Annotated in this window: 10 protein-coding genes; 6 read left to right on the forward strand and 4 right to left on the reverse strand. The window is 59.1% G+C overall.

Annotation, left to right across the window (positions count from 1 at the left end; all coding sequences use genetic code 11):
* Nucleotides 1-52: 52 nt before the first annotated feature.
* The 6 genes from C6A40_RS06200 (at nucleotide 53) to gss (ending at nucleotide 7482) form a co-directional block, all read left to right on the forward strand.
* Nucleotides 53-1642, forward strand: coding sequence for an ABC transporter substrate-binding protein (locus C6A40_RS06200; RefSeq protein WP_023344915.1), 1590 nt, complete (start codon nucleotides 53-55; stop codon nucleotides 1640-1642).
* A 45-nt stretch (nucleotides 1643-1687) separates the two neighbouring features.
* Nucleotides 1688-2641, forward strand: a complete 954-nt coding sequence (locus C6A40_RS06205; RefSeq protein WP_114191250.1) for an ABC transporter permease — start codon at nucleotides 1688-1690, stop codon at nucleotides 2639-2641.
* A gap of 5 nt (nucleotides 2642-2646) precedes the next feature.
* Entirely contained in the window at nucleotides 2647-3492 is an 846-nt protein-coding gene (locus C6A40_RS06210; protein ID WP_045335209.1) for an ABC transporter permease, read from the forward strand.
* Nucleotides 3485-4462, forward strand: coding sequence for an ABC transporter ATP-binding protein (locus tag C6A40_RS06215; protein WP_008499792.1), 978 nt, complete (start codon nucleotides 3485-3487; stop codon nucleotides 4460-4462). The genes C6A40_RS06210 and C6A40_RS06215 overlap by 8 nt, the downstream gene beginning before the upstream one ends.
* Nucleotides 4459-5436, forward strand: a complete 978-nt coding sequence (locus tag C6A40_RS06220) for an ABC transporter ATP-binding protein (protein ID WP_023294544.1) — start codon at nucleotides 4459-4461, stop codon at nucleotides 5434-5436. The genes C6A40_RS06215 and C6A40_RS06220 overlap by 4 nt, the downstream gene beginning before the upstream one ends.
* Before the next feature lie 183 nt (nucleotides 5437-5619).
* Complete coding sequence (gss, locus tag C6A40_RS06225) at nucleotides 5620-7482, forward strand: bifunctional glutathionylspermidine amidase/synthase (protein ID WP_045335210.1); 1863 nt, start codon at nucleotides 5620-5622, stop codon at nucleotides 7480-7482.
* A gap of 52 nt (nucleotides 7483-7534) precedes the next feature.
* Here the strand turns inward: gss and pgaD are convergent, their stop codons facing one another.
* Genes pgaD through pgaA form a run of 4 tightly spaced genes read right to left on the reverse strand, consistent with a single transcriptional unit; the run spans nucleotide 7535 to nucleotide 13671 of the window.
* Entirely contained in the window at nucleotides 7535-7966 is a 432-nt protein-coding gene (pgaD, locus tag C6A40_RS06230) for a poly-beta-1,6-N-acetyl-D-glucosamine biosynthesis protein PgaD (protein WP_045335211.1), read from the reverse strand.
* Complete coding sequence (gene pgaC, locus C6A40_RS06235) at nucleotides 7966-9294, reverse strand: poly-beta-1,6-N-acetyl-D-glucosamine synthase (protein ID WP_045335212.1); 1329 nt, start codon at nucleotides 9292-9294, stop codon at nucleotides 7966-7968. Before pgaC ends, pgaD begins: the two co-directional genes overlap by 1 nt.
* Nucleotides 9287-11230 (reverse strand): poly-beta-1,6-N-acetyl-D-glucosamine N-deacetylase PgaB, encoded by a 1944-nt coding sequence (pgaB, locus tag C6A40_RS06240; protein WP_161958629.1) that lies wholly within the window; start codon nucleotides 11228-11230, stop codon nucleotides 9287-9289. The genes pgaC and pgaB overlap by 8 nt, the downstream gene beginning before the upstream one ends.
* A 2-nt stretch (nucleotides 11231-11232) precedes the next feature.
* Nucleotides 11233-13671 carry a poly-beta-1,6 N-acetyl-D-glucosamine export porin PgaA gene (gene pgaA / locus C6A40_RS06245; protein ID WP_045335213.1) on the reverse strand — a complete coding sequence of 813 codons (2439 nt, stop codon included), beginning with the start codon at nucleotides 13669-13671 and terminating at the stop codon, nucleotides 11233-11235.
* Nucleotides 13672-13888: the final 217 nt, after the last annotated feature.

The raw sequence follows: 13888 nt of genomic DNA on the forward strand, positions 1-13888 counted from the left end.
CATAAATAAAAGATGCAGTCATAAACACTTTATAAGGCAAGGAGTTAGTGAGATGCGCAAGCTTCTGTTATCGGCAGTGGTTGTTTCGCTCGCGTTAGGCCTGGCGGGCTGTGATGATGCGAAAAATAAAGAGACAAATACGCCCTCAGCGGCAAAAAGCGATGCGCCAAAAGCGGGCGGTTCGCTGATTATCGGTATTACCTCCGGCGACCCGTTAGCTGTAAATCCGCTCTACGCCAGCGACCGTACCACGTTGACGATCATGCAAGCGTTGTATGCTCCCCTCTATAGCTTCAACAACGGTAAGATCGAATGGGGCCTGGCGGAAAGCCTGACGCCCTCCGCCGACAACCTGAGCTACACCCTGACGTTAAAACCCAACCTGAAATGGCAGGACGGCCAGCCGCTGACGGCGGACGACGTGGTCTTTACGTTCAACAAGCTGCTCGATGCCAAACAGCACAGCTTCTTCCGCAGCATGTTCACCTACGGCGATAAGCCGGTACAGGTGAGCAAGGTTGACGACCGCACCGTTAAGTTCACCTTACCGCAGGTCAGCGCGGCCTTTACCGGCACGCTGGTACAGATCTACCCGATCCCGCAGCACGTGTTCGCCGGCGAAGGCGACCTGGAAAAGAGCAGCAAAAACGATGCACCGGTCGGCTCCGGGCCGTTCAAATTTAAAGAGTACCGCGCCGGACAATATTATGCCCTGACCCGTTTTGACGATTACTGGAACGGCAAAGCGAAGCTAGATTCGGTGACCTACCGTTTCGCCAAAGACAGTAACGCCGCCAACCTTGCGCTGCAAAACGGTGAAATCAACCTCAAGATGGTTGACCCGCAGGATGTGAACCGCCTGAAAAATACCGGTAAGTTTGACTTCGTGGTCTATCCGGAAGGCCGTCTGGCCTATATGACGTTCAACCAGAACGTGCCGGTAATGAAGAGCAAAGAATTGCGTCAGGCCATTGCGTACGCCATCAACAAAGACGAGCTGACCCAGACCGCCTTTACCTCGCTGGACTACGCCAAACCGGCGACGTCCTTCCTGACGCCCGATACGCTTTACAAGACGGATGACGTCGAGCAATACACATTCGACCTGCAAAAAGCCAAAGAGCGGCTTAAAGCGTCCGGCGCGCCGGACAACCTCAAGCTGCGCCTGGCGTATGTGAATACCAACAAAACCCAGGAGAGCATGGCGCTCTACATTCAGCAGGCGCTGAAGGGCATTGGGGTGAACGTGGAGCTGATGCCGCTGGACTCCAACGCCATGTCCCAGCGCAGCCTCGATATGAACAACACCGCGTGGGAGCTGAACCTGGGCGGCTACATCATGGGCTCAGAGCCGGACGGCTACAAATCGCTGTTCATGAGCAACGAAGCCTATAACTACGCGCACTACAAAAATCCGCAGTTTGATGCCCTGTGGGATAAAGGCGCCGTGGAAACCGACGCCGCAAAACGTGCCGATATCTACAAGCAAATTCAGCAGACCGTGGCGAACGACATGACGTACTACCCGATCGCCTATACCAATGCGACCGTCGCGGTAGACAAGCGTTTCGGCGGCACCCAGGAAGCGGAGCCGAAACCGGTCTATCTGTTCCAGGATCTGTCAAAAATCTATCAGAAATAAGCGATTGCCCCGGCCGTCGGGTCGGGGCCTTGGTAAGGGCACGTCGTGAACACACTCCTCACGCGTCGGCTGCTGCAGCTGCTGCCGATGCTTTTCTTCATTTCGCTGGTGGCGTTTTTGCTGGTCAAGCTCGCGCCCGGCGATCCGGTGGCGGCGTACATCACACCGCGCATGGCTCCGGAAGATATTGAACGTATTCGCCAGAGCCTGGGGCTGGATAAGCCGCTGGTCACGCAGTACGTCCTGTGGCTGAAAAACGTCCTGCAGGGCGATCTCGGCTATTCGCTGATCTACCACCGGCCGGTGCTGGAGATAATCGGCGAACGCATTCCGGCCACCCTGGGGCTGATGGGCGCGTCGCTGCTGCTGGCGATCGTGCTGGCGATCCCGCTGGGCCTGCTGGCGGGGGCATTTAAGCACCGCTGGCTGGATCACCTGCTGAACCTGTTCGCCTATATCGGCATCTCGGTGCCGATTTTCTGGTTCGGCATCTTGCTCATTACGGTCTTTGCCGTGCAGCTTAACTGGTTCCCCAGCATGGGAATGCGCACCATCGGCATGGAGGATAATGTGCTGGACGTGTTGCGTCACGGCGTGCTGCCGTGTATTGCCCTCACGTTCTACAACCTCTCCAGCTACGTGCGCTACATCCGCTCCAACACCATCTCGCAGCTCTCGGCCGACTACGTGCAGACCCAACTGGCTTACGGCGCCACGCGTTCCAGCATTCTGTTCCGCCACGTGCTGAAAAACGTGCTGCTGCCGGTGATCACCCTGTTTGGGCTGTCGTTCGGTGAGCTGATTGTGGGGGCCTACGTGACGGAAAGCGTCTTCTCCTGGCCGGGGATGGGGCTGCTCGGGATCCAGTCGATCGCTTCGCTGGACTACCCGCTGATCATGGCGATCATCATGCTCTCGTCGATGATGCTGATCGTCGGTAACCTGATCGCCGATCTGCTTTATCGCTTCGCCGATCCCCGCATTCGTACGCTGAGGTAACCCGCATGAGCAGACGCTGGCAGCAGGTTCGTCACCAGCTGCGCCGCAACCGTCCGGCGCAGTTCTCCCTGTTTGTGCTTTTTATTTTCGTTGTCGCCGCGCTCTGTGCGGGGTTAAGTCCGTACGATCCGGATCGGATGGCGCTTGGCGCACGCACGCTGCCGCCGGATTCCGCACACTGGTTCGGCACCGACGAGTACGGGCGCGACTACTTCACCCGCGCGCTGTATGGCGGGCAGATCTCCCTGATGGTCGGTTTTCTCGCCATGCTCTTTTCCACGCTTATCGGCACGGTGGTGGGAACGGTGAGCGGCTACTTTGGCGGCTGGCTGGACAACCTGATGATGCGCGCCGTGGATATCCTGATGGCCATTCCGGCCTTCTTCCTGCTGCTGGTGGTGAATGCGTACCTTAAGCCGGGCGTGGATAACATCATTCTGATCATCAGCCTGCTGACGTGGATGAACATGTCGCGGCTGGTGCGCGCTGAAACCTTGTCGGTGAAAGAGCGCGAGTATGTGCTTTATGCCCGCGCGTCGGGGGAGCACCCGCTGCGCATTATCGTGCGCCACATTATTCCCGGCGTGCTGCCGACCATTATCGTTGCCGCCACGCTCAATATCGCCTCGGCCATTCTGATGGAGTCGACGCTCAGCTTCTTAGGGCTGGGCGTACAGGCACCGGCGGCGTCGTGGGGAAGCATGCTCAACAACGCCCAGTCTTATATTGGCGAAGCGTCGTGGCTGGCGATGTTCCCCGGCATTCTGATCCTGCTGACGGTGTTCAGCTTTAACGTGCTGGGCGATGTGTTCCGTACCGCCTTTGAGCCAGGAGCGAATCGCGATGAGTAGCTTATTAGCGTTGGAGAACCTGCAAACCACCTTCCGCACCCGCGAGGGCGAGGTTCACGCGGTGCGCGGCGTGAGCTTTCAGGTGCAGCCGGGGGAACTCGTCGGCATCGTCGGCGAGTCGGGCTGCGGGAAAAGCGTCACCTGTAAGTCCATCATTCAGCTTCTGGGGAGCAACGGACGGATAACCGGCGGCAGCATTCGCTTCCAGAATGACGATCTGGCGCAGAAAACGCCCGCGCAGATGCGCGCCATTCGCGGCAACGAGATCGCGATGATTTTCCAGGATCCAATGACCGCCCTGAATCCGGTGCTGACCATCGGCAAACAGATGGCAGAGATCCTGATGCGCAATAAAGGGCTCACCAAAAGAGCGGCCAAAGCGGCGGCGATCGCCATGCTGGAACAGGTGGGCATTGCCGAGGCGGAACGCCGATACGATCAGTATCCCCACGAGTTCAGCGGCGGGATGCGCCAGCGGGTGATGATCGCCATTGCGCTCTCCTGCAACCCGAAGCTGCTTATTGCCGATGAGCCGACCACCGCGCTGGACGTTACCATTCAGGCGCAGATCCTGCGTCTGCTGAAAAGCCTGCAACAGCAGACCCAAACCGCGATTCTGCTGATCACCCACGATCTCGGCGTGGTGGCGCAGGTCTGCAGCCGCGTGGTGGTGATGTACGGCGGGCTGGTGATGGAGGAGGGGAGCGTGGAGGACATTTTTTATCGCCCTGCGCATCCTTATACCCAGGGGCTGCTGGCCTCGCTGCCGCGCCCGGATGAGGTCAACCAACGTTTATCGCCCATTGAAGGCGCGCCGCCTGGCCTGCTTAACCCGCCGCCGGGCTGTCCGTTCGCCGAACGCTGCCCGAAACGCATGCCCCAGTGTGAACGGCAGCCCGCTTTTTACGCCATGGGTGAAGGCCATCGCGCCGCCTGCTGGCTATGGGCCGATAAGGAGATTCAGGCATGAGTGAACAACAGGCCCCTTTAGTAAGCGTGCGAGATCTGCGCAAACACTATCCGCTTAACGGCGGTTTGCTGCGTAAAGGCGCGGCGGTGAAGGCGGTTGATGGCGTGAGTTTTGATATCCAGCCCGGCGAGACGTTTGGCCTGGTGGGCGAGTCCGGCTGCGGGAAATCCACCCTCGGGCGCGCCATCCTGCGCCTTTTCGATATCACCGCGGGCGAAATCCACTTTGCCGGACAGGCGATTGCCCACGCCCGCGAAAAAGAGCTCAAGCCGCTGCGTAAGCGGATGCAGGCGATTTTCCAGGACCCTTACTCCTCGCTTAACCCCGGCATGACGGTGCGGCAGCTGGTGGCCGAGCCAATGCAGATCCACGGCTACAGCCGTGAAGAACAGCGCGAACGGACGGAAACGCTGCTCTACAAAGTGGGGCTCAAGCAGGAGCACCTTGAGCGGTTCCCGCATGAGTTCAGCGGCGGGCAGCGCCAGCGCATCAGTATTGCCCGCGCGTTGTCCGTGCGTCCCGAATTTGTGCTGTGCGATGAGCCGCTCTCGGCGCTGGACGTCTCGGTGCAGGCGCAGGTGGTGAATATTCTGCAGGATCTTCAGCAGGAGCTGGGGCTGACCTATCTGTTCATCGCCCACGATCTCTCGATGGTGCGCCATATCTCCAGCCGCATTGGGGTGATGTACCTCGGTAAGCTGGTGGAAGTGGCCCCGGCGAATGAGCTGTATCAGCGTCCGGCGCACCCTTATACCCGCGCGCTGCTGGCGGCGGTTCCCCAGCCCGACCCGCGGATTCGCAACCTCGAAGACGCCACCCTGCGCGGCGAAATGCCCGGCCCTACGTCCGCGCTGCCGGGCTGTAAGTTCTGCAGCCGCTGCCCGCACGCCATGCCGGTTTGCCAGACGCAGGAGCCTGCCATGCAGGAGATCGCGCCAGGGCATTTCGCGGCGTGCTGGCTGTTTAAGATGTGAGCCTTAAACGTGTCGGGTGGTGCTTCGCTTACCCGACCTACAGGGTTTTGCGTTTTGTCGGCCGGGTAAGGCGAATTATTTACCACGCAGGTGTATGATAAACGCTCCTCTGTCAGGTTAATTACAACGTGCAGACGACGACAACCCATAAAAATTGCCGCCTGCCTGTTTTAGGTTGGATACATGCGTAAAGGAACGTTAAGCAGTGATGCGCCATTCGGGACATTGTTAGGCTATGCGCCCGGTGGCGTGGCGATTTACTCTTCAAATTACGGCAGTCTGGACCCGCGCAACTACCCGCAAGATGCGGATTTCCGCAGCTATATCGGCAACGAATACATGGGCCACAAGTGGCAGTGCGTTGAGTTTGCCCGCCGTTTCCTGTTCCTCAACTATGGCTTTGTGTTTACCGACGTCGGTATGGCGTGGGAAATTTTCTCTCTGCGCTTTTTGCGTCAGGTGGTGAACGATAACATTCTGCCCCTTCAGGCGTTTGCCAACGGCTCAAAACGCGCGCCGCGCGCCGGGGCGCTGCTGATCTGGCAAAAGGGCGGCGAGTTTCACGAGACCGGCCACGTGGCGGTGATCACCCAGCTTCTGGACGATAAGGTGCGAATCGCGGAGCAGAACGTCATTCACTCTCCGCTGCCGCTCGGGCAGCAGTGGACGCGCGAGCTGCGCCTGAGCGTGGAGAACGGGTGTTACACCCTCCAAGACACCTTCAGCGACACGGAAATTCTCGGCTGGATGATCCAGACCGACGACACAGAACACAGCATTCCGCAGCCGGAAATCGACGGCGAACTGCTGAAAATCAGTGGCGCGCGGCTGAAAAACACACGTCAGTTCGACGGGAAATGGCTCAACGAAAATGACGCGCTGCAGCAGGCGTATATTCGCGCCAACGGTCACGTGATCAACAAAGATCCCTGCCAGTACTTCACCATTACCGAAAGCGCCGAGCAGGAGCTGATCAAAGCCACCAACGAGCTGCACCTGATGTACCTGCACGCCACGGACAAGGTGCTGAAAGACGATAGCCTGCTGGCGCTTTTCGACATCCCGAAAATCCTCTGGCCGCGTCTGCGCCTCTCCTGGCAGTGGCGCCGTCACCATATGATCACCGGTCGTATGGATTTCTGCATGGATGAGCGCGGCATCAAGGTCTACGAGTACAACGCCGACTCCGCATCCTGCCATACCGAGGGCGGGCTGATTCTCGAAGAGTGGGTCAAAAACGGTTATCGCGGCAACGGGCATAACCCGGCAGAAGGCCTGCTGGAAGAGCTGACCGGTGCCTGGAAGCACAGCCACGCGCGGCCGTTCGTGCACATCATGCAGGACAACGATGTCGAAGAGGACTATCACGCGCTCTTTATCCAGCGTTCTCTGCTGCAGGCCGGGTTTGAGACCAAAATCCTCCACGGGCTGGGGGCGCTCAGCTGGGATGCCGCCGGACAGCTGATTGATGACGAAGGCCGCCACGTCAACTGCGTGTGGAAAACCTGGGCGTGGGAGACGGCGATTGAGCAGATCCGCGAGGTCAGCGAAACCGAATATGCCGCCGTGCCGATCCGCACTGGACATCCTGAAGGCGAAGTGCGCCTGATTGACGTCCTGCTGCGCCCGGAGGTGCTGGTCTTTGAACCCCTGTGGACCGTTATTCCCGGCAACAAGGCGATTCTTCCGGTGCTGTGGCAACTGTTCCCGAATCACCGTTACCTGCTCGACACCGATTTTGAGGTCAACGATCTGCTGAAGCAGACCGGATACGCCGTTAAGCCGATTGCCGGACGCTGCGGCAGCAATATCGATCTGATCAGCGCCCAGGACGAACTGCTGGATAAATCCAGCGGCAAGTTTGTTGACCGCAAAAACATCTACCAGCAGCTGTGGTGCCTGCCGAAGGTCGACGGCAAGTACATACAGGTCTGTACTTTTACCGTGGGCGGGAACTACGGTGGGACCTGCCTGCGCGGCGATGACTCGCTGGTGGTGAAGAAAGAGAGCGATATTGAGCCGCTGATCGTGGTTAAAGATAAGTAGCTCTTGCCCGCAATAAAAAAGCCCCCGCAGGGCATCCTGCGGGGGCTTTTCGTTACTGTTCTTCCTCTTCCTGCCCGTTGATCTTCAGATCGATGATGCGGCCAATCTGGTCATGATAGACCGTCAGCAGGTTGTACTGGCTCATCTCGGAGATGATCTGCGGTGAAACATTAAAGCTGCGGGCCAGCTCTTCCTGGTGAAAATAACCCGGCTGACGCCGCCTCGCGTGGGCCCGACGGCGATTGTACTGATACCACAAAATCAGCAGCCAGCCGTTGAGCGCGGCGAACAGCAGGTAGAGCAACACCGTATTAAAGGACGCAATAATCACGCTCCAGCGGTGGTCGCTCTCCTCGGTGAGCTGCATCCAGAGCCGGGCATACAGGAAAAACATAAAACCTCCCCACGCCACCAGCGTTAACGCGGCATCGAAAAGACGTGGCAACAGCCGATGTTCGGTCAGAATTAAGGTATTTTCGTTCATTAAATGCGTCCTTTTCCCCGGTCCGGACTGATCCAGCGCGCGCGGGCGCGCTGGCGTTTAAGCATGACTTTTGGAAATGCGACGAGGGTAGTGAACAGGCCGATCATCCAGTACACCATCGGGAACCAGATCACCCAGAAAAGCGAGCTGGCCACCTTCCGCTCGTAGCGCCGCTCGATGAACAGGCTGACCAGGAACTGCAACAAGCACATCACGCCCAGCAGCAGCCCGGTAAACTCCGGTGGAAAGAGGCTCTCCACGGTCAGCCTGGCGGGAATCGGCGTGATATGGCTGAGGATAAATAACAGCACCGTCATGGCGTAGGCGAAGGCCCACAGCGTTGACAGGGCGTATTCGAGAAACAGGGGCCACATGCGGTGATGCTCCCAGCGCACAATCCTGCGAAGGTTGACCAGAAACACCTCCGCACCGCCCTGGGCCCAGCGCAGACGCTGTTTCCACAGGCCCTTCAGCGTCTCCGGCATCAGGATCCAGCACAGCGCCCGCGGCTCGAAAAAGATATCCCAGTGGCGCAGCTGCAGCTTCCAGCTGATGTCGATGTCTTCGGTGATCATGTCCGGGCTCCAGTACCCGACGTCCGCCAGCGCCTGTCGGCGAAAGGCGGCGATGACGCCCGAGACGGTAAAGACCCGGCCATAGATCCGCTGTGTCCGCTTGATGAGCCCAATAATGGATGAGAACTCGCCCACCTGAATGCGACCGATCAGCGTGGAGCGCGTTCGGATACGCGGATTCCCGGTGACCGCCCCGACGTGGGGATACTGAATCAGCGGGGCCACCAGATACGCTGCCGTATCGCGGTCGAGCAGGGCGTCGCCGTCAATGCAGACCAGCAGATCGCCCCGGGCTGCCGCTGCCCCGGCTTTGAGCGCCAGCGCTTTCCCCTGGTTTTCCGCGAGATTAATCACCCGCAGGCGCGGATGTTCCTGCGCCAGCGCATGCAGCACCTGCGCCGTGTTGTCAGACGAGCCGTCGTTGATGGCGATAACTTCGATATTTTCATACCGCTGATCCAGCGCGGCGCTGATGGTCTCCCGGGCATTCCTTCCCTCGTTGAAGCAGGGGATAAGAATGGAGATGAGCGGCTCACCGGCGAGCGTCGGGGCGGGCGTCTCTTTCTCCCACGACCAGTGGCGTTCAAGCTGCAACCAGAAATAGAGCCCGCCGGTTATCCAGAGCACCGACATGAACAGCGGCCAGAAGAACACAAAATCCAGAATCAGCTCGCCGGTAAAGAGGGCGGCCACGCCTAACGGCAACCCAAATACCAGACATAAAATGGAAAAGGCGATAATGCGATCAGTCATTGTCAGGGTACCAGTACGAAGAAAATACAGGCCTGATGCGTGAGATATCAGGTTGGTTGTTGATGAAATCATCGGGGTAGTAACCGTAGTTTTTGACGCCGTTCAGCTGGAGCACGCGCATCCACTGTGCCAGCTGGCTGTCGGAAACGGCGCGCTGCGGTTTCCGATCCCAGTCCCTGGCCTGCAGCTCGAAAATGGTTTTATCGAGCGCGCCGGGACGAGCGGCGACCGCGTTAACCAGACGCGTCAGCCAGGCATCACTTTCGTCTGCCGGGACGGACTCCATCAGCGGCATAGCCATCGGCACCGTCCAGTCATACTCCGCCAGAAAGTCATCAATATTCTGCGCGAACCACGCTTCGCTTTCGGGCTGCAGAATGGGCAAGGCGAACATGTTGCGCGCGGTTTTTATCTGCGGGCCACGGATGTGCTTCACCGCGAGGCTCAGGGCGTGGGTAAACCCGATAAGCGTCTGGCTTTTCTGACGTGTTGTGCTCTGAGGGCCATCGTCCACGTCCGTCAGCACCGCATCGTCATGGAATAAGATCCCGTTGAAGCTGGCATAGCGGGCCAGATCTTCATAGAGATCCGTCACCTGCTGGCGCACCTGCGGGTCCCACGGGGAGAGCCGGATATAGGGATCGGTGGCTTCGCGCAGCTGGCCTGACGAGCGGTCCCGACGCTGCACGCGCGGCAGGGCAGGATCGAGATCGAACGAGAGCACCGGCATCCACGCGAAGACTTTCACGCCCGCCCGGGTTTGCAGCTGCCAGGAGACAAAATTAAAGAGATCGGCCCGGACCGGCAGCTGGCGGTTGGGGAAATAGAGCGCCCTGATCCTGCCGTCACCCTGCGGGTCGGCAAACGCCTGCAGGAAAACATGGCTAATTTTCATGTCGTAGACCCGCTGGATCAGCCTGTTGATATTTTGCGTCTGCTGGGCTGGATTGGGATCGTAAACGTAGTCGAGATCGACGTGCATGACGCGCACGGGTTCGCGCTCCTGAACCTGGCTGACCGTACTGGCAAACGCCTTGAGCGAGGGATTGCCGGCGATCAGCAGACGAGGAATATTGCCCAGCTCCTGCACGTTCCCCAGCCCGTCCTCAAGGGTAAAGGCCAGCTGATAACCCTGCTGTCTGGCGATGGCGAGCGACGTGCCGTTGGCGGCGCCATAGGGCCAGACCCAGGCGCGCGGCGCCTTGCCCGTCACCCGCGTGATTTTTTCAGTCACTTTGCGAACGTCATCGCCGATCCGCTGGTTGAACTGCCGATCGGTTTCATAGCGGCCCGTCGCTTTATCATAAAAGCGGTTGGCGATGGCCGGTTCGCGGCTGCCCTGCGGGTTGGCAACAATGCCGTAATGCGAGGCCCAGGTGTGCGACCCGATCTCAATCAGCGGAGACCGGCTGAGCTCGCGCACCATATCCCACGTCGCGAAGCGATCGCGTGGCGTCATCAGGCCGCCGAAGTTAACTTTTTGATTTTCCGGCGTATCCACCCAGCTGCCCACCGGCGCCCAGAGCGCAGGGACGTTCCACGCCTGAAGCAGTGGCCAGACGCGGGTGTAAAAGCTGCTGTAGCCGTCGTCAAAGCTGAGCAGAACGGCTTTGGGCGGCAGCGTTTTTTTTCCGTCATGGGCATCCAGAATGTCCTGCACGCTGATGACGTGATAACCGTTGTGCAGCAGCCAGCTGATCTGCTCGTTTAGCGCGCTGGTGCGCACGGAGAGGTAGCGCTGATCGGCGGCATCGTCTTCGACGTCGTGGTAGGCCAGCACCAGAAACTGGTTCTGCGGCCAGGGTTTGCTCGCCTCCAGCTGCGGCCGATCTTTGGGCGCAATAAACGAAAATGCCTGCGCGCAGACATTTGCGCTGAGGCAGAGCCAGCCGATGAGTATCAGGCTCGCGGAAAAACGTGTGTTCATTATCATCATCCTTAAAAGCGTAAAGTCGCATCAAACGTGACGGAGAGGTTGCTCTCGCGTTTGCCGTCGTAAGGGCGCTTGTCCCAGTTCAGCATCACGCCGGCGTCCATGACGTTGTTCCACTGAACGCGTTGTCCGTAACCCAGCAGGGTGATGGCGCCAGCGGACTGATTTTTCTGCCAGTAGCGGCCGCCTCCCGCCGCGAACTGCTGGCTCCAGAGGGTGTCGTAATGGCGATACATCTCATGGTCGACGGACAGGGCGGCCGTCACGGAAAGATCCCGTGCCGGGTTGTAATAGAGGGTGTCCCGCAGGCTGTTTTTGCTGGCGGCGATCCCCGGTTCGAGATCCATCGTCAGGGACGGGGTCTGCCAGAGACGCTCCTTGCCCGTGAGGGTGTATTCCTGTCGGCGGTTATGATCCGAGAAGCGGCTGAGGGCGGCGCTGAACTGGTACTCACGGCGCTCGTTTTGATACCAGCGCACGCCGCCTTCCCCCCGGTTGGCGCTGATCCCGTTGCGTAACGCCCGCAGGGGCGTGGTGCGCGACAGGCGCTCAAGGCTGCCGCTGACCTGCCAGCTATCGGTGAGGCTGTACGTCGTTGAGAGGCGAGCCCCCGGCTTGTTCGCCCCGTGATAGCGGTTGCTTGAGAGCTCGGCTTCGAGCTGGAGATCGCGTGGCCGCCATTCGATGCCGCCCAACAGGTGACGGCTGGAGCCTTTGCCTTCATCGAAATTGCCCTCTGCATAGCGGGTGCCGACAAACAGCCGCCAGTTATCCGCTATGGGCGGGCCATAGAGCGTGGCGTCCCAGTTGAGGTCGTGCGTCCCGCTGACGGGGTTATCGGAGTGCAAACCCTTGCTCGCGTTGAGGCGCAGCTCGGACATATGGTGGACGGTGCGGAGCCTGTCCAGATGCCTTGCGCTGCGATCGCGCGGCGCGCGGGCAACGACGTCGTCGGCCAGTAAATCCATCTGCCGCCACTCCTGCAGATCCATGGCGACGTAAGCCTGCTGCTGCTCAAGCTCCAGATTCGAGGGCTCCAGCGCCTCCGCCATTTTCAGCGTTTGCTCGGCCGCGCGCGGCAGACCTCGCGCCTGCAGCAGGGTGGCGTAGTCAATCTGCAAACCCTGATTGCCCGGCGCGGTTGCTGCCAGACGTCGCGCCAGCTTTTCGGCTTCCGGCAGGGCATTCGTCGCCAGCAAATAGTTAAAACGGAGCGACTGACCGGTAAGCCACCGATCGTTCGGCTGAGGGGTAGGGGAACCGAAATCGTAACGGGTCCAGGGAACGTTGCGGGTGTGGCGCTCTGCATACCGGCGCGCGGACGTATACTCTCCCGTATCCAGCCAGGCGTAGAAAAGCGCATGCTCTTCGTCCTGCGGGTCAGATGCGTATTGCGGATAGCGTTGCAGAAGCGCGAAGGCGGCGGCAGCGTTTTTCTCCTGCAGATATGCGGAGATCACCCAGCCGATTGCCCAGCCCGGCACCGGATGCCGGGCTGCCGTCAGATCCTGATATTCGCTGATGACCCGCGGGTAATCGGCATGGGCATACAGCGCGCCGAGCCGGTCGATACGCGCAAGCACGACGTCTTCCGCCGCCTGCGGCTCGCTCTGCCAGCGAGACAGCAGCGCGTCGTAACGATTCAGCGCGGATTGCGCAAGCTGCAGGCGCTCCTTTTCTGTTCTGCCCGGCACATCTGCAAGGCGAACGCTTTCGGCGGCGGCATTCAGCTCAAGACGACGACGCTCCGCGGGGGCTAGCGCCACCTTTTGTGAAAGCAGGAGCGCGGGGGTATTGACCCGGTTATCCGTTAGCGCGTCGATCAGCTCGCGGAGAAGCGCGTGATTTTCTGGCGCGATATACAGCGCGCGCGTGTCGGCTAAAAGCCGATCCCAGCTTTTTCCCTGGCGTAACCAGACGTACGCCAGCGTCTGAAGATGCGCCTGAGAGGGATCTTCCGCCACCAGCCGTCGGGCCTCCTGAAGGGCAAGCGTATCTTTACGGGCATCGGCCAGGGTTTTGATATAGCCGATACGATAATCGTCGTTATCCGGCGCAAGGCTGCGCGCTTCTTTCCAGAGCGCCAGAGCGGGCTCCCACGCTTTCTGATTTCGTCTGGCCTGCGCGACAGCCGCAACGCCGCGGGCGGGCAGCGGCATATAAATGCTGTAGCGCTGCCAGACCTTAATAATCTCGTCATCATGACCTGCCCAGGCCGCCACCTGTAACCAGTCCGCAACGTGCTCGGGCGTCAGGGCATGCTGCTGCTGATAACGCTGAAGATAATCGAGAAACGACGTGTAATTACCGTTACGCGCCTGTTGAATCTGTTGCTCATAAACGGATTCCGTCGCCTGAACCAGAACAGGAAAGAGCAATAACAGAAACAATAATGTTGGGGTGCGATAAAAGAATAATGTACTGAAGCGAAGCGATCTTTCCATATCTATTTGCCATTTGTTTATCATGAATCCATTGCATAACACGGCTGCCTTTTAACTCTGCGTTAAAGGCCATAAATGAGAACATTAAATCTGAATGCAGTAACGTTAAGGGGTACTTACTTAAAGGTAATTATGGAGCCTCATCTTAGTGGACTGGATGGGAGGTAATGTACACCCGATATGTTTCCCGATAAATATGCTGAAAAGCGGCTGTGTC

Source organism: Enterobacter sp. GER_MD16_1505_Eko_090, from assembly GCF_003331015.1.
Classification (GTDB): Bacteria; Pseudomonadota; Gammaproteobacteria; order Enterobacterales; family Enterobacteriaceae; genus Enterobacter; species Enterobacter roggenkampii.

Coding starts and splice junctions, on each gene's coding strand:
- C6A40_RS06215 (WP_008499792.1), top strand. CDS start 3,485: ATGAGTAGCTTATTAGCGTTGGAGAACCTGCAAACCACCTTCCGCACC.
- pgaD (WP_045335211.1), bottom strand. CDS start 7,966: ATGAACGAAAATACCTTAATTCTGACCGAACATCGGCTGTTGCCACGT.
- pgaB (WP_161958629.1), bottom strand. CDS start 11,230: ATGATGATAATGAACACACGTTTTTCCGCGAGCCTGATACTCATCGGC.
- C6A40_RS06220 (WP_023294544.1), top strand. CDS start 4,459: ATGAGTGAACAACAGGCCCCTTTAGTAAGCGTGCGAGATCTGCGCAAA.
- pgaC (WP_045335212.1), bottom strand. CDS start 9,294: ATGACTGATCGCATTATCGCCTTTTCCATTTTATGTCTGGTATTTGGG.
- C6A40_RS06200 (WP_023344915.1), top strand. CDS start 53: ATGCGCAAGCTTCTGTTATCGGCAGTGGTTGTTTCGCTCGCGTTAGGC.
- pgaA (WP_045335213.1), bottom strand. CDS start 13,671: ATGGAAAGATCGCTTCGCTTCAGTACATTATTCTTTTATCGCACCCCA.
- gss (WP_045335210.1), top strand. CDS start 5,620: ATGCGTAAAGGAACGTTAAGCAGTGATGCGCCATTCGGGACATTGTTA.
- C6A40_RS06210 (WP_045335209.1), top strand. CDS start 2,647: ATGAGCAGACGCTGGCAGCAGGTTCGTCACCAGCTGCGCCGCAACCGT.